General features: G+C 40.0%; 15 protein-coding genes. 4 read left to right on the top strand and 11 right to left on the bottom strand.

The window, feature by feature from the left end; translation table 11 throughout:
- Window positions 1–129: 129 nt before the first annotated feature.
- From AC570H_RS05415 to AC570H_RS05425, 3 genes are read right to left on the bottom strand one after another with little or no spacing between them, the layout of a single operon-like run.
- The gene (locus AC570H_RS05415; RefSeq protein ID WP_497352491.1) at window positions 130–1,377 is read right to left on the bottom strand and encodes a phosphorylase family protein; all 1,248 of its coding nucleotides are present in this window, start codon (window positions 1,375–1,377) and stop codon (window positions 130–132) included.
- The gene (locus AC570H_RS05420; RefSeq protein ID WP_497352493.1) at window positions 1,370–1,828 is read right to left on the bottom strand and encodes a response regulator transcription factor; all 459 of its coding nucleotides are present in this window, start codon (window positions 1,826–1,828) and stop codon (window positions 1,370–1,372) included. Before AC570H_RS05420 ends, AC570H_RS05415 begins: the two co-directional genes overlap by 8 nt.
- Window positions 1,825–5,364: a hypothetical protein gene (locus tag AC570H_RS05425; protein WP_497352495.1), complete on the bottom strand. Its 3,540-nt coding sequence runs from the start codon at window positions 5,362–5,364 to the stop codon at window positions 1,825–1,827. The genes AC570H_RS05420 and AC570H_RS05425 overlap by 4 nt, the downstream gene beginning before the upstream one ends.
- A 582-nt stretch (window positions 5,365–5,946) precedes the next feature.
- Between AC570H_RS05425 and AC570H_RS05430 the strand changes: the two genes are divergently transcribed.
- Complete coding sequence (locus AC570H_RS05430) at window positions 5,947–7,053, top strand: PIN domain-containing protein (protein WP_497352497.1); 1,107 nt, start codon at window positions 5,947–5,949, stop codon at window positions 7,051–7,053.
- Window positions 7,054–7,158: 105 nt separating this feature from the next.
- Here the strand turns inward: AC570H_RS05430 and AC570H_RS05435 are convergent, their stop codons facing one another.
- A complete protein-coding gene (locus AC570H_RS05435) occupies window positions 7,159–7,704 on the bottom strand; it encodes a restriction endonuclease (protein WP_497352499.1) in 546 nt (181 codons plus the stop codon).
- A gap of 650 nt (window positions 7,705–8,354) precedes the next feature.
- On the opposite strand from AC570H_RS05435, the gene AC570H_RS05440 reads away from it, so the two are divergent.
- Window positions 8,355–9,053, top strand: a complete 699-nt coding sequence (locus AC570H_RS05440) for a DUF1826 domain-containing protein (protein ID WP_497352501.1) — start codon at window positions 8,355–8,357, stop codon at window positions 9,051–9,053.
- A 120-nt stretch (window positions 9,054–9,173) separates the two neighbouring features.
- Here AC570H_RS05440 and AC570H_RS05445 read toward each other — a convergent pair whose 3' ends face one another.
- Window positions 9,174–10,688 (bottom strand): serine hydrolase, encoded by a 1,515-nt coding sequence (locus tag AC570H_RS05445; protein ID WP_497352503.1) that lies wholly within the window; start codon window positions 10,686–10,688, stop codon window positions 9,174–9,176.
- 316 nt (window positions 10,689–11,004) lie between these two features.
- Between AC570H_RS05445 and AC570H_RS05450 the strand changes: the two genes are divergently transcribed.
- Window positions 11,005–11,649: a YceI family protein gene (locus tag AC570H_RS05450; RefSeq protein ID WP_497352505.1), complete on the top strand. Its 645-nt coding sequence runs from the start codon at window positions 11,005–11,007 to the stop codon at window positions 11,647–11,649.
- A 105-nt stretch (window positions 11,650–11,754) separates the two neighbouring features.
- On the opposite strand, the gene AC570H_RS05455 is transcribed toward AC570H_RS05450, so the two are convergent.
- Complete coding sequence (locus tag AC570H_RS05455) at window positions 11,755–12,318, bottom strand: hypothetical protein (protein ID WP_497352506.1); 564 nt, start codon at window positions 12,316–12,318, stop codon at window positions 11,755–11,757.
- 361 nt (window positions 12,319–12,679) lie between these two features.
- Here AC570H_RS05455 and AC570H_RS05460 point away from each other — a divergent pair, with 361 nt between their 5' ends.
- On the top strand, window positions 12,680–14,899 hold the full coding sequence (locus tag AC570H_RS05460) for a catalase (protein WP_497354898.1): 2,220 nt from the start codon (window positions 12,680–12,682) through the stop codon (window positions 14,897–14,899).
- 69 nt (window positions 14,900–14,968) lie between these two features.
- Here AC570H_RS05460 and AC570H_RS05465 read toward each other — a convergent pair whose 3' ends face one another.
- The 5 genes from AC570H_RS05465 to kaiC all read right to left on the bottom strand — a co-directional run bounded on the left by AC570H_RS05465 (window position 14,969) and on the right by kaiC (window position 19,587).
- Complete coding sequence (locus AC570H_RS05465; protein WP_497352508.1) at window positions 14,969–15,436, bottom strand: ankyrin repeat domain-containing protein; 468 nt, start codon at window positions 15,434–15,436, stop codon at window positions 14,969–14,971.
- A 72-nt stretch (window positions 15,437–15,508) separates the two neighbouring features.
- Window positions 15,509–17,161, bottom strand: a complete 1,653-nt coding sequence (locus AC570H_RS05470; RefSeq protein ID WP_497352510.1) for a PAS domain-containing sensor histidine kinase — start codon at window positions 17,159–17,161, stop codon at window positions 15,509–15,511.
- A gap of 67 nt (window positions 17,162–17,228) precedes the next feature.
- Window positions 17,229–17,543: a circadian clock KaiB family protein gene (locus tag AC570H_RS05475; protein WP_497352512.1), complete on the bottom strand. Its 315-nt coding sequence runs from the start codon at window positions 17,541–17,543 to the stop codon at window positions 17,229–17,231.
- Window positions 17,544–17,553: 10 nt separating this feature from the next.
- Entirely contained in the window at window positions 17,554–17,835 is a 282-nt protein-coding gene (gene kaiB, locus AC570H_RS05480) for a circadian clock protein KaiB (RefSeq protein WP_497352514.1), read from the bottom strand.
- 30 nt (window positions 17,836–17,865) lie between these two features.
- Window positions 17,866–19,587 (bottom strand): circadian clock protein KaiC, encoded by a 1,722-nt coding sequence (gene kaiC / locus AC570H_RS05485; RefSeq protein ID WP_497352516.1) that lies wholly within the window; start codon window positions 19,585–19,587, stop codon window positions 17,866–17,868.
- Window positions 19,588–19,791 lie beyond the last annotated feature (204 nt).

Below are 19,791 nucleotides of genomic sequence, written 5' to 3' on the forward strand. Positions count from 1 at the left end.
ATCTTAAATGCTTTGCTGAACATAAAGGTTTTTTAATGTGGCAAAGCATAAGACATTGCAAGTTTTCTAGGGATAAGGTATAATGGGTTCCATAGAAATGACAACGAATAAAGAGGGTTTATAAATTCTTTATTGTTCCTCGAATAGGAATTCTTCAACAAGTTTTTGTGTAATCTTTGCAGATGCATAACATCCAAATTCGTGAAAATCGTCGGTCTTTGCCTTATCGCCATAGTCTACGACTGTCTTTAAACAAAAGGCGGTTGGCTTGGGCCTTGACACGGAGTCAGCCGCGCACATTAATCCATATCCTTCCATTTCTATGCCAAGGAGCTTTCTGTTTTGGCCTAATATTTCATTAAACTTTTGCTTGTTTGCCAAGACCGAGGCTCCTGAAGCTATAGGCCCATCGAGTAATTTGATGTCATATGTTGGTTTGTTGCCCCTAAACTTATCTCGAAGATTAAAAAAATATGTACTGTCGTTACCCAGGAGCTTTACAAATTTAACAATACTTGTGTCTGGCTTATACTGAAAAGGCTCAATTTGAAATACGCTAGTTGTTTCTTCTGGTGTCGACTTTTCATCGGTTGTCCATTTTCCACTTCCCCAATCCCAAATCGGATTACCCAATATGACGTCTCCTAGATTTGTTTTTTCGGAAACTCCAGCCATGATGCCAGTCATCACGATAAATCTAGGGCGAAAGTTGGAAATCATTTTCGTCGCTAATGTTGCTGTAGCTGGAATCCCCATCCTAAAGGCATGTGCGGCTATAATCTTTAGATTTGGCTTGTGTTCAATTTTTGCTTCGTGATAAATTGTGTCATCGTGACTCAGTACTTCTAGACGTTTCCATTCCCAACCATTTTCTAGATTAGCATTGAGTTCTTCATTCAGTGCGCAAATAATAGCTATATCATAGTTATAATCTTGTTCGGTGAAAAGTTGGCTTTGCTTCGAAGAAAGCTTATGCTGAATTCCACTTAAAAGTATAGTCTGCCATTCATCCGAACTTTCCTCAAACTTAATTATGGTTAAAGTATCCTTTCCGAACTTTTCGGCAGCTTCTTGAAAAAATTCATCCTTAGCTGACAGTCCTATTATATGTGTTGGGATTTTGTAGATTTTCCGACTAAGAACTTCTTCTAATAATATTAAACCACCTTTAGGGTCAAGGTCTTGACTTTTTTTTAAAGGAATAGCAATATCAAGTATCAATAGGTCAAAATGATGTTTCTTCATTAATTTCTTTGCCTCATTAGCATCCATGACCGTAGTAATATTATCCATATTGAAATCGATAACCTTCTCTAATATCTGATAGACAAATTTTACTTTGTACGACTCGTCTTCGACTAATAAAACCTTAAACATTGTTTGCCCTTTGTTTATTTAATAAAGTTTTTATTTTCTCTCGCCAGTCATCATATTTTACGTTAAAATGAACTGCCCCCCAATAGATTTTTGGAAACTGGTGTTCTAATTCGAGATCAAGCTGATCAAGGGTTAATTTTTTGCCGTTAGATTCAAAAATGTCAAACTGAGTTACAACTATAACCGGGTAGTAGATTTTCCGTCTCACCATTTGCATAAGTAGTTCTTTGCCTGCGTAGGATTGAGGCCTTCCGCCTTGATGGATGGGTGCAGTATCGAAATTCGTCATCGTCATATCGAGTAATATCAGGTCGAAACTTTCTTTCATAATTATCCTCAAGCTACTCTGTAGAGACCTAGCTTCTACATAATTGTCTGTTAATTCATCTGAGACAAATTTTGCAATCTGAACTCTCTTGTCATCGTCATCTTCTACAATCAATACTCTCATATCTTATCCCCCATTGTCTCACCGACTTTTTCCTTTTTCACTGTCGGAAAAGTTAATGTCAAAAAGTATGTGCGGTTTATTATGCCAAACTCGATTTTATGTGTGTGTTGCGGCGAAGTATTTAAGTCGTTAAGGCTTTGCATAATTTTAAAAAGACCTGATCCGCGTTCTTTTGTGACATGCGATTGATATGTGTTCTGGTCTATTTTTAATCTGGCTCGCTTTAGGCTGTCATTCAGTCCATCAATGTCGACATCTGGGCCTAAATCATTTTTTAGCGACATTATTAAGGTTTCTTCATCGTCATTTTGCTCAATCCAAGCTTCGATATTTACTATAGGTATGTCTAATCCAGATCTTTTTACTGCGTTTTCAAATGCATTTATTAAAATATCGAAGAAGATGGGCAGCTTGTTGATTTTTATTGGTTCGTTATTTTGCCTTAAGTTTGAAAATACCTTAAAATTAGGAGTGGTATCCTGAACAATTGCTTCAGAGACGCCTATAGTGTCTTCAAGTGGAAATTCTGTGTTTTCTAAGGAAGTAGCTGATTTAAACCATTCTCCAATCCTTTCAAATACATTCTGTACTTGCGTTCTGCAAATATGGACTGCATTTTCGAGTTCACTTATGCTTTCACCTCGACCAAGTTGTTCTTGTAGACTGTTAAGCATTTTAATCACTTCTGGTTTTGCGTTGTCATTCAATCTTGCTCGCATCAATTCTAGACTTCCAGCCAACCTCTCTTCGAAATGCCTTATAGCAATGTCTAGAAATTGCTCGAAGGTTGTATTTTGGTTTATTTTAGATTGTATTAACGCAATTTCACCGTCCATCAACGGTGGAAGGAAGACTGCCTGGTCATTATTTCCTCGGTTTATAATAACCCATTCATAAGTTATTTTCTCGATCAGGCTATCGTATTTTTCTGAGAATTTTTTAAATATTGTATCTAGATCTCTTTCTTCATAAGCTTTTGCACCTATTTTTTCTAGCCAGTGATAGTTCGTTTTGTACTCTCCATTTTTACTTTCTTTCTTGGTGATAAGATGGTTTTGAGACATGAATTTTCGTAGCTGGTTTTCAATTGCTCCATGTCTAAGCCTTGTGCTCAAATACCTATCTAGCCCGAATTCCGAGGATGTACTATATGCCTCAAACATTTCGTTCAATATCGAACTAAATAACGAAAATGGTTCATTGAGAGGGACAATCATATGTAGAAGCCCATGTGTGTCATTTTCGTAATTTTTGTATACTGCTTCACTGATATATGTTTGCAGATTTAAGTCCAGTCCGTTCTTTAAATATGCATTATATCTCAGATAGTTTTCCTTTATCTCTATTCTTGCCCATATTTTGAATTTATCAAGATCTATGTAAATTTTGTTCTGTTCGAGCTCAAGCATTTTTTGCCTTATAACTTGCTTTCTAACAATCTTCTTTATTTCACCTTCATATTCTTCTTCGTTCTTCGGATCAAGGGAAATTAATTTTTTAAGCACCAAAATCCTTTCTTTCTCAACATCTTCTGGACTTTCATATTCGGTTGAAACATCCATTATTGATTCAATACACAGATACCTCAAGAAATAGCACGTCTCAAGGCTTAGTTCGACATTAAGCTGAGAAGGACGCTCGACTTGTTGTTCTAACAGATAGTCTTCGCAAGCGAATGCTCTATAGGACTCTTCAGTACCCCCACTGTATTTTAAAATTGCATCGAGTACTATCGATAATGAGATGGAATCATTTACATTGAACCAAACATCATTAGTGGGTATTAACATTAGAGCAAGCTCGTCTAATGGGAATAGTGATGCTAGATTCTCATCATTCACGAATTTTTCAGAGATATAAGCGCAGACTTCCCGGATTTTTCCCGAACCTAGAAGGGCGTAAGTTAACAGTTGGTATCCTTGACGTTGGTAAAAAGTATAAGTTGATTTTGTCAAAATTTCTGCAAATTCGATCGCTTTTTCTGGATTTTGCTCTTGAAAAAGTTTTTTTCCATTGTGAACGGCAATCTCTTCTGGCATTAGGTCTCCATCTTTGATTTCAAGTATAGAATTTTCAGTAATCGCCTTAGCGTATCTAAAACCAGCGGTGTTTGAATGTTTTAGGCAATTTCCAATAAAGCTTTCAAAAAATAAGTTTCCGCCATCGGCTCTTAGCAATATTGGATGTATATACTCCACTTTGAGAAGCTGGCTTAATGTCAAATTGGATGAGCCGGATTTTGATTCTATAAATAATAAAGCTAGGGTAAATACACTGGACCACTGTAGAGTAGCGAAATTTTGCGACAGCTTCTCTATCTTATTGAGGGATCCTAGGCTGCCAACGCCTTTTAAAAAAAGTTCGGTAAGGGATTTGTCAATAGTGTCTATTAGCGGCTTATGGGAAACTTCGTCTTCGCTGATGTTAAAAAGAAATTGTGTGCCCTCAATATGAAGCTTTTGACAAACTTCAGGCACTTCATCATTATTATTTCTATCCAAGTTCCCTAGAAGTGAACTTGTAAATGATTTTAAAAAAAGCAAATATGGATCGTCAGGATATTTGTTCATCTCCTTGATAGCTTGCTCATTTGCAGCCATAATATTTCCTTCAATGAAAGAATCATAAACTTTAAAGCTCGGTTTGTTCATTTCAGGACATTCACTTTCTTCGGAAATTAGATTGAAAAGGAGTTTTAATCTATCGTCATTAAGTTTCTCCATAATTGCCTTTAGGATAAACAACAGTGAGGATTTTTTATCGGAATCTGAAATCGCAACAATTCTGCAATAGGTGAGAAATGATTCATAGAAATCGATTAAAGATCTTGAGAAATCTGCTCTTACTATATCAATAGCGTCTTCAGGATGGATATTTTCATCATTTAGCAAATGAAATCGCATGTAAATACTCAGTTCGGTCTTTGCCCTGGATCCCCATGTTCTAAAATTTTGCTCAAACTGCTGTTCGTATCTCCTTGAAGTAATCGAATCTTCATTTCTCAGACTTATCCAATAAGTCATGTAAGCAATTCTACTAGAGAGGCCGACTTGTTTTTTTATAGCTTCTGCATAGGATTTTTGAGCATGTAATCCTTTACTTGCTTGGAGAAGTGCCATCTTGGTCTTGATAAGCCAAACAGAACAGCCATAAGCTTCTTCAATGGAATCCAAGAGTTTATGCGCATTTTCATAGTCACCAAGAATTAGTGCTCTAGAATAATTTCTTGACAAGTCTAAATACTTGGATAAAGTGTCGACAGACCTTGTAAGAAAGGCTTTTATCCAACTCAATTCTTTAAATGTGTCAACGGAGGTCAATGTATTAAATATTTCCAGATCCGTGTAGGTGGGCTGACTCTTGAAAATTGCAATCTTTTCTGTTAGGACACGCCTTTTTAATATTTCCTCCACGAATGATCCATACATATCTGCTGAAACAGTGTTTCTCACTGTAGAAAGGTAATTGTAGGGGTTTTTAGCTTGTAAAAATCTAAATGCTAAACTAGAGCTAGTTGTTTTGTTTGAGAGAGCCATAAGTACATATAATTCAAATATATAAAATTTATCATTGTATTAATATTTTCTTAACTCCCGACATTTGTTGTGTATTTCAGTAAAAGTATCGATCCTGTTTCGTTCCAAACTGTGCAACCCGATCAGAACTTTTTCTTTTTAGGATCTTTCCATCTGGAGGAACGCCGAGCCTACTGATCCCATAATCAACAGCGACAAAACTTCGGAATGCAGTAATTATATATAAGCGAACTAACAGCAGAAAAGACCTATCGTTTTTAGGGCTTAGATAAGCCAGGATTTATTTTCGGTATGGGTAATGAACGATGAGGCTAGAAGTTAGCTAAAAAGTCTATAAATATCTTAAAATCAGGCGACTGTATGCTTTAAGTCTAAACTCAGTGCTTATTTTGGAGCGAAGATGTTGCACTTTTGGAATAACCCCTAGAGTATGTCCGAAAACCATACAAGACCACGATTTTAACTTTTAGACGCGGTTTCATTAGAACCCAAATTCTGCTCAACGCAATAGAAGTATGTAAATTGAATAATGTGACGATTTAAGTTAGATTTGGATATGAAATCAACGATATTCAAATAATTATGAAATCTACGGAACTGATTAGGTTGTTTGCCTTGGATACCTCGTTTATTGAATCACAGAATTTCCTCGCGGGAAGACTGCTGAGAAACCTCGGGGACATGGGCAGAAAGAACTATGTAAAGATTTACATCACTGATATAGTCTATCGGGAAGTTCTATCAAGGTTTGCAAAACGTCTTCTGGAGGAAGAAAACAAAATTATCTCGGTCAAAAAAACGATTGAATCCCAAATTCGGGTATTAAAGAATTTTGAGGATTATGCAGCCTATTTTACCCTTCCAGAATTGGATACAGCTAAATTGATCGATCAGTTCAAGAAAGATTTTGACGAGTGGATCAGTTATGCGGACGTAAAAATTTTGCCTACCAAAGGACATACGATAGAAAAAGTGATGAATGATTATTTTGAAGGCAATCCCCCTTTTCACTCTGCAAAAAAGAAATCCGAATTCCCGGACGCTTTCAGTTTTTATGCGCTTGACCAATATTTTAAAATGGGCAAGAAGGAGTGCTATTTTGTAACGTTTGATACTGACTTTGACGATGCGCTTTCTAAATATGTTATATCTGTAAAGGAAATCGGCGAAAAACTTGACATCATCAACAGGGCTAGAGAATTGAGATTTGGAATACTGAAGCTGATCGAGGATACATATGCTTCATCAAAATCCCAATTGGAGCATGATGCAAAAATTTGTTTTTCCGAATACCTAGAGGAGGAAGTAAATGCAAAGACTGAAATTAGAGGAATGGCAATTGATCATTTAGAATCATTTGATGTGGCCGATTTTAAGTTTGAGCGCTATAATATTGTTCAGACCAATGAGTTTGGCGCGCAACTACAATGCGGAGCTATAGTTCCCTATAGGGTTACTTTGATATTAAAAGATGAAAATCATACGCCCCATTTTAACAAAAACGATTTTGGATATATTGGGATCGAATATTCACCCTACGTTATTCAGGCTGAGAAAGCTATAGATTTTTACGTGACAATTGACCTTAACCTTGAGACAGGTAAGGCGAAGTCAAAATTAAGTGATGCCGTTAATCCGACAAGCATAGATATTTTTGACGATTGGGACTATGATTTTCTCTTCAATTAGTCTAAAGGTCACTAGGTAGTATTACTGGGATAACCTTTGTTTTTCTATTTACCCATGAAGCGTTAAATTTTTTTAACGCAAAATTATAAAGAGGGAAGCAAACAATCAATCAAATTCGAATTCCACTTTTTCCTCAAGGCATAGTGCAAGTAACTTTTGCTGTAACAGATTTGCAAGATCGTCGGTCGAAACCAACTTCAGAATTTCAGTTCTAGTGAGTATTACGATCCCTATTCCAAATTTACTCACAGCCCTCTTGATTTCTGATTTAGCGGCCTGCGAATCATCTTTACCCGTTACACCGGAAAGTGTAAGCATTATCCCATACCTGCCTGTAATATCGCTGATCTTATTAGCAAACCAATTGACCTGTTCGCTAGTGGTCTTATTAGCGGTATTCTTACATTCAATGGGGATAATGCTGTCGAGGAAATGTAGTTCAGAGTTACGCCTGTCATTTGTGTAGATGATATCAAGTTCCCTAGAACCGCTTGTGTTGAATTTATTTTTCGCATAGAGTTCCAAGCCTTTCATTTTACCAAAAAGATAGCAACCCAGCTCCTCAAGAGCTGCGCCCTTTTGGTCTGGAAGCTTGGCTACATCGGATTTCTCCAGCAACTCTTTTATCCTTCTGATTGAAAACTTAGACATCTTTATTTGTATTCTCTTGTATTGATAAATAGTATGTAAAAACTTTTTTTACCTTTTATTCTTCAATTATTTTTCCCCAGTACCACAAGTATTTATATTATGTTATACTCAACTTTAGCTAAAAGTTTCGCTAAGATCCAAACACGTTTTCAAACGGTAAACGACAGGCCTTTTCGGGCACAATTGTTCAGTTACGACCTATATATCAATAGATAAAATCTTCGATTATCATAAAAAAAATGTCCAACATAGCCAGTAGGCCATGCCCAGCAAAGGACACGCTTAAAGAACTGCTTACGATTAGGAAATTTTTCAGAATTCATTACATCTTTAGGCAAACCTAGCATTAGGTGTACGATGCCGAAAGGACAGGCAAACCGGCTTATGCAATCAAGTGTAGCGCAGCCTGAGAATCATCCAGAAAAAGAATTTGATCATACCTTAGAAATGGTGGTATTCCTATTTAACGTATAGATAAAAAACCGATTTCTATTATAGAAAGTAGTAGTATCCCCAAAAATCAAACTTAAGATTGGCGTTTTGTCGTTTAAGGATAAGATCCCCACTTTGAATAATGCACAAGTCACACTTCGATTAAGACTTGCAATTGTCTTTTTTAAATCGATTGACTATATTGTTTCACTGAAAGTATGAATAGCAAATTCTCCGATAATCATCAAATTAGATTGGTTTCAACATTTGATGAACTCATCAATACGGAATTTAAGGGAGCAATGAATGCCATTTGCTGGCACCGAAACCTTGCTGGAGATTTCAAGGAAATTGTGGCTAAGCTTCATTTAAGAGACAATGTTACAGATATTTCGGTTGAAGAGCTTTTAGCCCTGTCATTGTCGCAAGAAGGTGCGATGGCTAGAGCGATCATCTTAAATGATTTAAAGCTATTGGCCGATTTGGGAGCATCGCCGGTTCTCAATTTACTCAAAAATTACGAACGAGATGAAGAATTGGATTTCATCTCAACTGATGTCTATTCTTATCACGTAGATCGTTCGCCTATTGCTGCCGACACTTTTTTATGCACCTACAATGGCGCTGCCAGTGATATCTTACCTAATGAGCAGGCTGAACAGCAAATTTTAATTCCTGAAATCCGGCAAAAGCTTCAAGACTTATATGATGGTCCGGAACCGGAGTTTGAAGCCTTCTTGAAAGCGCATTTTTTCGATCTGCATTATCAGCCTAAACCCAATGCCAATCCTTTAAATTTAGGCAGAGGCCATTTGTGGAAATTGGCAGTAGATCATCCTGAGCAACAGGCCTTACCTTGCATTCATCGGGCACCCATGGAAAACAATGGTGAATACAGATTGCTGTTGATCTGTTGATCATTGCTGTCATTTCAATTTTAAAACAAATGCAAATACGGCTAGGGCTGATCAAAAGGATTGTCAAGTAAAGAAAAACAAGCATTTAGATAGGAGTGGTTATTGTATTAAAAACCAGTATCAATTGATCAATTTTGCTAAGATCTTTTTACCTTCTTCATTTTTTGGGTTGAGCTCGACAGATTTTTTGTACATCTTAATTGCTTCATTTTTATTGCCCTCAGCAAGCAATGCTTCTCCGTAACTATCATAGGCATTCCAGCTATTCGGGAAAAGCTGTGCATTTAATTTGAATGTTGCAAGGGCCTCTGTGAGCTTTTGGACTTCAGGAAATTTAAATGGATTAGGATTATTGCTTCCGCCTAGGAAAGCGTATCCCATTGTATTCATTTCATCTTCATTGAGGTAATAATGCACGGTGTCTGTACTTAAGGAAGAAAATTTCTTCAACGCTATAGTTGCACCCTCCTTAAAAAGTGTTTTGGCGAAGATTGATGCCAAGCTTTGTTTAGGTAGATTAACGGCTTTTCCATTCAAAATTTTCAAAGCAGAAAAGCCTAATGATTCCGAGTTATTTCCATGGATGTTATCGAAGATAATAATCGTTTGTTTTTTAGAAAGATTATGGATCAAAATACAACTCAAGCCAGTAGCATTTCCATTGTGGTAAACTACTTTCCCAAAGGTACTGTCCGAAGATAGCTGCCAACCCAGTCCGAATTTTCCATTTGTTCCATTGTTTAATTTAACTGGTGTAAACATTTCTTTTTGTTTGCTATTATTTAGCAATGTGCCATTCCGGTATGCCTCATTATATTTCAGAAGATCATCTACTGTGCTGATATAATCACCAAAACCTGAAAATTGATAAGCTGTCCAATAGTTGCGAACATAGGGCACTGAAGCGGCAGCGATAACGCTATCGGCATAGGGATGGGGGAAGAGATAGGGTCTTGCAATATTGCTAGAACTTGTCATTTGGTATTGTGAGCCAAGTCTTTGAAATCTTGTATGCGTCATTTTTGCGGGCTCCAGAATATGCTTGCTGACATAATCGGGATACGAACTGCCAGACAATTTTTCAATTAGCAATGCTAGGACGACAAAATTTACATTGTCATAAACATTTTTTTCTCCTGGTTCGAAACGAAGTAGTTTTGGATGCTTGAGTACACCAGTTTCAAAATCTGTATTTGTAAATATTCTTTTGGGTTCTTGGTTTCGTGTATTTTCAAAAAAAGTATTGTAAGTTGGAAAACCAGAAGAATGAGATAAGAAATGTTGAATGGTGATCGCTGGATAAGGAAACCATTTCAAGTAATTTATGATGGGATCGGCAACATTTAACTTACCCGCTTGTTCCAGCTGCAGAATAGCAGTTGCCGTAAGCGTTTTTGAAATAGATGCAATTGGAAAGGAAGTATTTCTCTTGTTTGGGGTCTTTTTCTCTAAATTGGCATAGCCAAAGGATTCTTGGTAAATGATCTTCCCATTCTCCTCAATCAAAACATTTCCATTAAATTGGTTACTCTTTGCTAAAGAACTAAAATACTGGGCTAAGGCTTGTTGTTGCGCTTGCGCGATGTCAATACTCAATAGCAATAAAAAAATAAAGCATAAGCGTTTTCGTATCATATCAAATAAAGTTTCATTGGTCTTATGTCTGAAAGTCAGATAAAATTACGTAAATATAAAGTAGCTTCGCTTTTGTAGTTTTATTTGCTTGGCACAATACAGCTGCACATTCACGCAAGTCCCAATCTTGCACTAAGCTGATACTTGCCTTTCCAAGAGGGGATTTCAGCCATCCCACAGGCGAAGGAAATTTATTTACAAAGTTTACATTTTTATTTACAATCCTGATGGCGCGGTTTGAAAGGCATCAAAGTAATTTCGGTGAATGATTTGAACCCATTTGTCAATTAGGATTAACCCATATAATTTCTGTAGCATGAAAAATAAACTATCCATTACTTACTTAATTTTAATCATTGTTCCTTTCTTCTTTGCTTGTCGCGGACCTGTAAAAGAGAAAAATAATGCATCCACAAGTTCCATAGCCTTACATGAGGGGGATGAAAAATACCTTGTCATAGATACTAAGCAAAGTGTGGTCACATGGAAAGGGGCCAACTCCTTTGGTGCGCATACCGGCTACGTCTATCTATCAAAGGGAGAATTGATGATGGAAACCGGTCAATTGAAGGGGGGCACAGTTGAAGTAGACATGAATACCATTGAAGACGAAAACCATGGCAAAGCCAACGGACTGATTAATCACTTGAAAAACCCTGATTTTTTTGAGGTTAAAACTTTCCCCTTTGCTACAATTGCCCTTACCAAGGTTGTCCCAATAAATGCCGAGGACATGCAAATAACAGGCAACCTGACCATTAAAGGCATGACGAACCCAGTTACTTTCCCTGCCAAAATAGAAGTTAAGGATGGAATTGTCAACGCGAGTGGCAAGCTGGTCATTGATCGAACAAAATGGGGCATCCGTTACCAATCAGGAAAGTTCTATGATCTTTTAGCGGATAAAACCATCTCTGATTTCATTGAATTGAATATGAAAATCGTAGCCAAAAACAAGTAGCTGGAGCTGCTTTGAAGTCCTTGGACTTCTTATTCATAAAGAAACTTACATCAAGCCAAAGGCACAAGCTTTGCCCGTGCCTTTGTGTTACGCTTAAAATCGATCTTATTTATTTTTGATATAAGAAGCTACCGCCTCACTTTCCCATTCATTGTTGCCAAAGTCAAAGGCAGCCAATTTAAACTGCTCCTCAAAAGGCAAGGCAATGGCACATCTTGGCGAGGTTGGTTTAATGATGTACATTACATACAAGCCGCCACCCGCATTCGGACAGGTTACACACACCATTACATTGCTGCAGGTTTGGTTTGCTTGTTGCTGCCATTGGGCGATATGTGCGCTCACATAAGCATCTATTTCATCCCAGCATGGTTGCATTGGATTTAAAGGGCCTACAGGACCAGTACCTTCGCCAACGATGGGAATGAATACGTTATTGGCCTTTGCCACTTTTTTGAGGTATACAGGACCTTCTTTTCCGGTGAGTGCGGCCTTCAGCTCGTCTTTATTGCCAATGATGATGGCATTTTCGGTAGATTTTTCAGTAGCAACTTTCAGCGCTACCGAAAACTGGCCTTCTTCTTTTTGTGCTACCTTTTCTTTTTTGCAGGCAAAAAGGGTAACCACTGCAAGGGTTAAAATACTGGCGATTTGAATAAACTTTTTCATAACTGTTTTTTTTAAGGTTAATAATGATTGTTTTCACTAGGAGATCAACCGGTCTTGAAAAATGTTACCCCCCCCAGATTTAAATCTTTTTTAAGCCCTTTATAATCCAGCCGAATCTGGGCAACCCCACAGGTTGTGCGAATAAGCGGCTGGCCAACGAACATTTGACAAAACGCTTTGTTATCCATGTTCCTTAAAGGAGCTAATCAGGCTAATCGCCAGATTCTTATAACGCTTGTAAAGGCTCATTGAAGAGGCAGCTCCGAATGGCCAAGCAATCGCAATAGGCAAGTAGTGGTTTACTGGTTTGATATAACTTAATTTACCTAAGATGACTAACAAGAAAGAAAACGGTGATGCAATGAACAAAAAAAGTACAGCACCCAAAAAAGGCACCGAGGCCGCGATAGATAAACGTTTGGCCAAGCAGCCAGAAAATGAAAAGACGGCCAAGCTTGCCGAACATACTGCGGATGCCTCAGAAGAGGCAATGACTAGCAATACGGGTCTAAAGATCAACGATGACCAAAATTCGCTAAAGGCCGGCGACCGAGGCGCCACGTTGCTGGAGGATTTTATACTCCGTGAAAAAATTACGCACTTCGATCATGAGCGTATCCCCGAACGCGTGGTTCATGCGAGAGGCTCTGGGGCACATGGGGTGTTCAAGGTCTACGAATCGCTCGATTCGCTTACCAAGGCCAAATTTCTTTTAGATCCAGCTGTTGAAACTCCGGTTTTTGTGCGTTTTTCAACCGTAGCAGGTTCCAAAGGCTCGACCGACTTGGCCAGGGATGTGAGGGGATTTGCCGTAAGATTTTATACACAAGAGGGAAATTTCGATCTTGTAGGTAACAACATGCCGGTATTCTTTATCCAGGATGCCATGAAGTTTCCCGATCTCATCCATGCGGTAAAACCTGAACCAGACAACGAAATTCCACAGGCAGCTTCGGCTCACGATACCTTTTGGGACTTTATATCCCTAGTGCCAGAATCAGCACACATGATCATGTGGGCAATGAGCGACAGGGCCCTGCCGAGAAGCTACCGGATGATGGAAGGTTTTGGGGTCCATACCTTCAGGCTCATAGATGCCCAAGGCAAGTCGAGCTTTGTGAAATTCCACTGGAAACCTTTACTGGGCGTGCACGCGGTAGCTTGGGACGAAGCGCAGAACATTTCAGGCAAAGATCCCGATTTTCACCGCAGAGACCTCTGGGATGCCATTGAAAGTGGGGCTTTTCCAGAATGGGAGCTGGGCATACAGGTAGTGGCGGAAGAAGACGAGTTCAAATTCGATTTTGACCTGCTCGATCCAACCAAGCTCATTCCAGAAGAACTGGTACCGGTGCAGCGGATTGGTAAAATGACCCTGAACCGAAATCCTGATAATTTCTTTGCGGAAACAGAACAAGTGGCCTTCCACGTTGGAAACATCGTTCCTGGAATAGATTTTAGCAACGATCCCTTGATGCAGGGACGACTTTTTTCTTATACGGATACGCAGCTGTTAAGGCTTGGTGGTCCCAATTTTCACGAAATTCCGATCAACAGACCAGTAGTACCTGTACACAACAACCAGCGCGACGGGCTGATGCGCCAAACCATCAACAGGGGCAAAACCAGCTACAGCCCAAATTCGCTCGGCAACAACGACCCGGCTCAAGTAAAAGAGGCCGATGGTGGTTTTGTCAGCTATGGCGAAAGAATAGAAGCCAAAAAGATAAGGGCGAGGAGCAAGAGCTTTTTCGACCATTTCAGTCAGGCGAGGCTGTTTTTGAATAGCCAATCGGATCCCGAAAGGAACCACCTGGTTGATGCATTGACCTTTGAGCTGGGCAAGGTGAAGACCGTTGCCATCCGCGAACGGATGTTAGGCGTATTGGCACAGATTGATAAAGGCATGGCTTCTGAAGTTGCGTTTGGACTGGGTTTGCACCTGCCAAAGGGAACAGCTATTCCCACCAATCAGAGTATCCCTTCCGACGGAGATCCAAAGGCTTACCAATCGATACAGGTTGAAGCTACATTAGCCAAATCAGAGGCATTGAGCATGGCCGGCACGGTAAAAGATACCGTCAAGAGTCGCAAGGTAGCTATTTTGGCAGCCGATGGCGTTGATGCCCAATCGTTGAATTTAGTGAAGAAGGCATTGGAAAAAGAGGGGGCTGTAGTCGAAATCATTGCGCCACGCCTAAACTATATCATCGCAGAGAGCGACGAGAAAATTCCGGTCGACCAGAGTTTGCTGGGAGCGGCTTCTGTGCTTTTTGATGCCGTATATGTTCCTGGTGGCACCAATAGTGTGGCTACGTTGGAAGCAGATCCCGATGCGGTACATTTCCTCAACGAGGCCTTTAAACACTGCAAGGCCATTGCAGCCGATGAGGCGGCCCTTCAGGTACTTGGGGCAACGTATTTCAGCAAAAAACTTCCTGCCGACGATAAGGAAGAAACTGTTTTGAGGGAAGGAATCGTAATAGGAGGGGATCCCGCTGGTTTGGCTAAAAAGTTTATCAAGGCCATTGCACAGCATCGTTTTTGGGAAAGAGAAAAACCAAGGAAAATACCTGCTTAAGCTAGCAAAATAAATGATAAAGGTCCATTGAAAAAATGGACCTTTTTTAATGGGTTGTAAATAGCTGTTTTATAAAAGAGAAAGGGCTTCTTCATTGCCCTGTTGGGCTGCTAAGTCATATACAGACAAACCCCTAACATCCAAAATGTCTTTGCTTGCGCCATAATGGAGCAAAAGCTTCAGTACTTCGTTGCGTCCAAACATGGCGGCAAACATCAGTGCGGTGCCACCATTGCCATGCTGGAGGTCGAGATTGGCACCACTTTCAGCTAATAACCTCACCATCTCCAGATGTCCCTTGAAACTGGCACCCATCAAGGCGGTATTGCCACCGAAATCGGGGAGGTCCAAGTTGGCGCCGAGCTCGATGAGCAATTGAGCTGCTTCAGGTCTATTGTTATAGCAGGCGATGATCAACGGGGTATATCCTTTTTCGTCCTGGCCATTGATGTCGGCATCTACCGCAAGCAGTGCCTTTAATGTTGCTATATCGCCTAAGCGGGCCGCATTGATCAATTGTGCCGTAAGATTTTCCATTGTAATTGTCTTTATTTAATGTAAGGTACCCTTTTAACGAGCCGTTAGTGCTGGCAATTGCCAAGCCATTGATCAAACTGGTAGGGTAAACCAAAAGGTACTTCCAGTGCCTGGCGTGCTTTCTACACCAATTTCTCCATTGTGTTTCTTGATGATTTCAGACGAGATATACAAGCCTAAGCCGAGACCTGAATATTGCAAACCTCCTTCATCTACGCGGTAATAGCGTTCGAAAAGGTAGGGGAGCTTGTCTGATCGGATTCCTGGGCCCGTATCATTTACGCTCACCTTTACCGCATCTTTGGTCTTCGAAATAACGATGGTTATTTTTTCGGATTTGGGGGCATATTTAAGTGCATTGTTGATGAAATTAACCAGTACCTGTTCAATCCTATTGAGGTCGGCCACCACGCTTAGGTTTTCTCCAATAATGTTGATTTTTGCCTGCTGTGCTTCCGAAAGGTTGGAGATGCTCTCGCTAATCAGTGTCCTCATGCCAAACTCTTGTGGGTGCAGGTGCATCTGGCCCGAGGTAAGGTGACTGGCGTTCAACAGTTCTTCGATCAGGTTGTTGATCTTGCCCATGCTTTTATGGGCTTGTTCTATCAGTTTTGGTAAACTATTTCCAGGATTGTCTTTAATTCTCATCAGCAATTGCAGCGAACCCTTTAAACTCGTAACCGGTGTCTTTAGCTCATGGCTGGCCACACTGATAAAATCATCCTTTTGCTGGATTACTTTTCGGCGGTGCGTTACATCAAAGAAAGTAGCAATCCCGCCGTAAATGTGGTCGGCTTCGTCGAAAATAGGAACTGCGTTAACCGAAAGGTATAACAATTCCTTTTCGGGAACCTGTATCGCAATTTCAAAATCATAAATGGCTTTACGGGTTTGCATGGCCAGATGGATGGGATTTTCTGCATCCGTAAGCGGCTGTCCATCTAGTTTGAAGATTGGCCATTTTAAATTGTAGATTTCTCCTTCGCTGTATTCCTGTGCCTGGATAGAAAGGAATTCCTGTGCCATTTTATTCGCATAGGTTACCTTATGGTTAATGTCGAAGATAATAACGCCCTCAGCCATCGTCTCTAAAATCCTGCTCATTTGCTGTTCGCTCTTAAACAGCTCTTCGGTACGGATCTTAACCGCAATTTCAAGGTTGGCATTAAGCTCTGATGCATGCTGTTCTGCCACTCGCAGTTCTTCGTTCGTTTTCAGCAAGAGGGCTTCGCTGTTTTTTTGATCGGTAAGGTCTGTAACGATGATGCTCAGCGATATTTCGCCTTCCAATCTCAAGGTTTTTAAGGAAAGTAAAACCGGGATCTCCGCTTTTTTGCCCTGCAGCATCAATTCGCCTTTGGTATCTAGGTCTCCCCAGGCATCGACTAACATCTGGCGATACATTTCAACATTTTGGGGAGCGATATAGCTTAAAAAGGATTGGCCAATTACTTTTTCAAGATTTTGGCCCAAAAGCGACGCAAATTGTGAATTGCTATAAAGAATAATGCCCGATTTGTTGATGGTGACTGCGCCTTGGATCATCTGTTCAATAAAGATCCTATAAGTAAAATCGGCACTTTTTAAGGTATATACCTGACTTCCTTCCTCACTATTGATCACCAGGGCATCAATCTCTCCATTACGAATGGCTTCCAACGTATCGTTTGCCTCTTCGAGCTGGTTTTGCAAGGCCAAGAACTGTTCGTTGTGCGCTTGCTCCATGGACTTGAATTTTTCAAGTTCAGCCAATAGGTCCGGATATGATCTCTGATTTGCTGTCATGTCATTTCTATTTCAAGCCAAGTCCTTTCAATACCTTTTCGGTATCCGACATATCGCCAACTAATCGCTTTATGGGGGCAGGCTGTAATTTAATCAATAAAGGCACAGCAAAAATATTCTCTTGTTTCACTAACAAGGGTTGCTGATGAATATCGATGATTTCCAGTTCAAATTTGTTTTTAGAGTACTTTTCTAAAACATCCTTCAAGTTTTCGATTGCTCGGACAGATATGGCCGAAGCTCCTGCTACGAATAAACGAAGGCTTAATTTTTCACTTGCCAGGAAGCTCCAATCTTGCAGTGAAGTGCCTTCTATATTCATGATTTCTCTTTTATAATTTAGGTTTAATATCTAAGCCAACCAATACTTTTTCCTGGTTGGAAAGGTCTCCAATAATTTTTCTTACCGGTTCAGGCACTTTTTTAACAAGCGTAGGAATGGCCAATATCTGGTCACCCTCAGCCAACTGAGGTTGTTCCAAGAGGTCGATCACCTCTATAACATATTCTCCCTTTAAATGTTCTTCGCAATATTGCTTGAGGTTATTTAATGCAGTAACGGATTTAAGGGTTTTTCCCGCAACATATAACCTGAGTTCATATTTCTTGCTCAACTGTCTATCTATTTTTCGTTATCGTTTTCGTTATTTTTTGTCTCTTTGGCCCAAGCGCATCGACGTCATCTCTTGACGCGTTTTGTCCATCACATCGCGTTTGATGTCTTCTTCGATGTAAATTTTGTTCAGTTCCTCTTCGGCAGATTCGAATTCGGTTTTTAAACTTTCGATCTTCGCTTCCAATAGCTTGCGCTTGCGCAGCAACTCACGGTCTTTTCTGCTAATGGCATTGTTGTGAAGCATTTGGCCGGTTTGTTCCATCAGCATCTGGGTCTGTCGTGCCGAGCCGGTTAATACGCCTTCAGGACCGATATACACATCAACAAGGTCGAGTCCATGATCAGTGATGATGAATTCTCTTACCTGGTTGGAATGTTGCATCCCGCGTGCCTTCATTACATATAGCCCCCTGTTTCGTTCGCCATTGTTTTCAATGTCTTTGATACAGAGCCAGGCATCTACCAGTGAAGAAACCCCATCATCTGTTTGCTCATTGATCACCGTATTTAAGGTAAGGGCAGTAAACATCACCGTGATTTGGTTTTCCTGCAGAAAATCGATGAGCCTTACCAGCATCGATTTTACATCGCTGAAGCTTCCAACCGTAATCAGGTTGGTAATCGGGTCTAGAACGACCACATTGGGCTTGAATTTTTGGATCGCTTTATGGATGGCCACCAAATGCATTTCCAAACCATACATGGTTGGCCTCGAAGCATAAAACTGCAACAGTTTTTTGTCTACATATTGCTGCAGGTCGAGCCCGATAGATTTCATGTTTCGGATGATCTGTGCGGGCGATTCTTCAAATGCAAAATAAAGACACCTTTCGCCTTTTTCACAGGTCGCATTTGCAAAGGTGGCCGCTATGCTGGTTTTTCCTGTGCCGGCAGTTCCCGATGTGAGAATGCTGTTGCCTCTATAAAAGCCGCCGAAGCCAAGCATATTGTTGAGTGATTCGATCCCCGTGCCCACAATTTCATTCGACACTTTTTTGTTAAGTTTCATGGACGTTACGGGAAGCACTGAAATGCCCTCGTCGTCAATCAAAAAAGGATACTCGTTTGTACCATGGATAGAACCCCTGTATTTTACAATGCGCAGCCTGCGCGTAGAGATTTGGTTCACTACCCGATGGTCGAGCAGAATGACACAGTCTGAAACATATTCTTCCAATCCCTGTCTGGTCAATGTTTTTTCTCCTCTTTCTCCCGTGATGATGGCGGTAACGCCCTTGTCTTTTAAAAACTGGAACAACCTTCTCAGTTCTGCCCTCAAGATGCCTTCATTAGAAAGGCCGGAGAAAAGATTTTCCATGGTATCGAGCACCACTCTTTTCGCACCAATGCTATCAATGGCATAATTAAGACGGATGAATAGTCCTTCAAGGTCGTATTCGCCTGTTTCCTCAATTTCGCTTTTGTCAACATGGATATAATCGATGCGTAGTTTTTTGTCCTTTTGAAGTTTTTTAAGGTCAAAACCTAAAGAAGCTACGTTGGTGGCCAGTTCATCTGCTTTTTCTTCAAAAGCGATAAATACGCCAGGCTCGTCGTATTCCTGAATTCCCCTTACGAGAAATTCTATCGAAAAAAGCGTTTTTCCACAGCCGGCTCCGCCACAAATAAGGGTAGGCCTTCCTTTGGGGAAACCGCCCAATGTAATTTCATCTAGGCCATTTATTCCGGTTGGCGTTTTTTGAAACGTTAAGTTATCTTCTTTTTTTGCTGAGGCCTTATTTTTTGGCATAAATTTTTAATCAAGTTAGCGTCAAGTCTGCTTACCTCTATCAGGTTCGCAAATTCAATTGAATTTTCAACTTATTGAAAGAATGAACAAGCTATTCAATTTTTTTCAATCAAATAACAAAAGGCAGCCAATTTAGTTTGTTTTTTTACAACCAAAGTGAATAAAATGGAATAAAGGAGGCTTTAAAAATGCGTTGCCGTTCAA

It is taken from the genome of Pedobacter sp. B4419, from assembly GCF_059693725.1.

Excerpts from the sequence above, each read along its gene's own strand:
- AC570H_RS05435 (WP_497352499.1), bottom strand. The coding sequence starts at position 7,704 with ATGTCTAAGTTTTCAATCAGAAGGATAAAAGAGTTGCTGGAGAAATCC.
- AC570H_RS05450 (WP_497352505.1), top strand. The coding sequence starts at position 11,005 with ATGAAAAATAAACTATCCATTACTTACTTAATTTTAATCATTGTTCCT.
- AC570H_RS05420 (WP_497352493.1), bottom strand. The coding sequence starts at position 1,828 with ATGAGAGTATTGATTGTAGAAGATGACGATGACAAGAGAGTTCAGATT.
- AC570H_RS05455 (WP_497352506.1), bottom strand. The coding sequence starts at position 12,318 with ATGAAAAAGTTTATTCAAATCGCCAGTATTTTAACCCTTGCAGTGGTT.
- AC570H_RS05470 (WP_497352510.1), bottom strand. The coding sequence starts at position 17,161 with ATGGAGCAAGCGCACAACGAACAGTTCTTGGCCTTGCAAAACCAGCTC.
- AC570H_RS05445 (WP_497352503.1), bottom strand. The coding sequence starts at position 10,688 with ATGATACGAAAACGCTTATGCTTTATTTTTTTATTGCTATTGAGTATT.
- AC570H_RS05465 (WP_497352508.1), bottom strand. The coding sequence starts at position 15,436 with ATGGAAAATCTTACGGCACAATTGATCAATGCGGCCCGCTTAGGCGAT.
- AC570H_RS05430 (WP_497352497.1), top strand. The coding sequence starts at position 5,947 with ATGAAATCTACGGAACTGATTAGGTTGTTTGCCTTGGATACCTCGTTT.
- AC570H_RS05440 (WP_497352501.1), top strand. The coding sequence starts at position 8,355 with ATGAATAGCAAATTCTCCGATAATCATCAAATTAGATTGGTTTCAACA.
- kaiC (WP_497352516.1), bottom strand. The coding sequence starts at position 19,587 with ATGCCAAAAAATAAGGCCTCAGCAAAAAAAGAAGATAACTTAACGTTT.
- AC570H_RS05425 (WP_497352495.1), bottom strand. The coding sequence starts at position 5,364 with ATGGCTCTCTCAAACAAAACAACTAGCTCTAGTTTAGCATTTAGATTT.
- AC570H_RS05475 (WP_497352512.1), bottom strand. The coding sequence starts at position 17,543 with ATGAATATAGAAGGCACTTCACTGCAAGATTGGAGCTTCCTGGCAAGT.
- AC570H_RS05460 (WP_497354898.1), top strand. The coding sequence starts at position 12,680 with ATGAACAAAAAAAGTACAGCACCCAAAAAAGGCACCGAGGCCGCGATA.
- AC570H_RS05415 (WP_497352491.1), bottom strand. The coding sequence starts at position 1,377 with ATGTTTAAGGTTTTATTAGTCGAAGACGAGTCGTACAAAGTAAAATTT.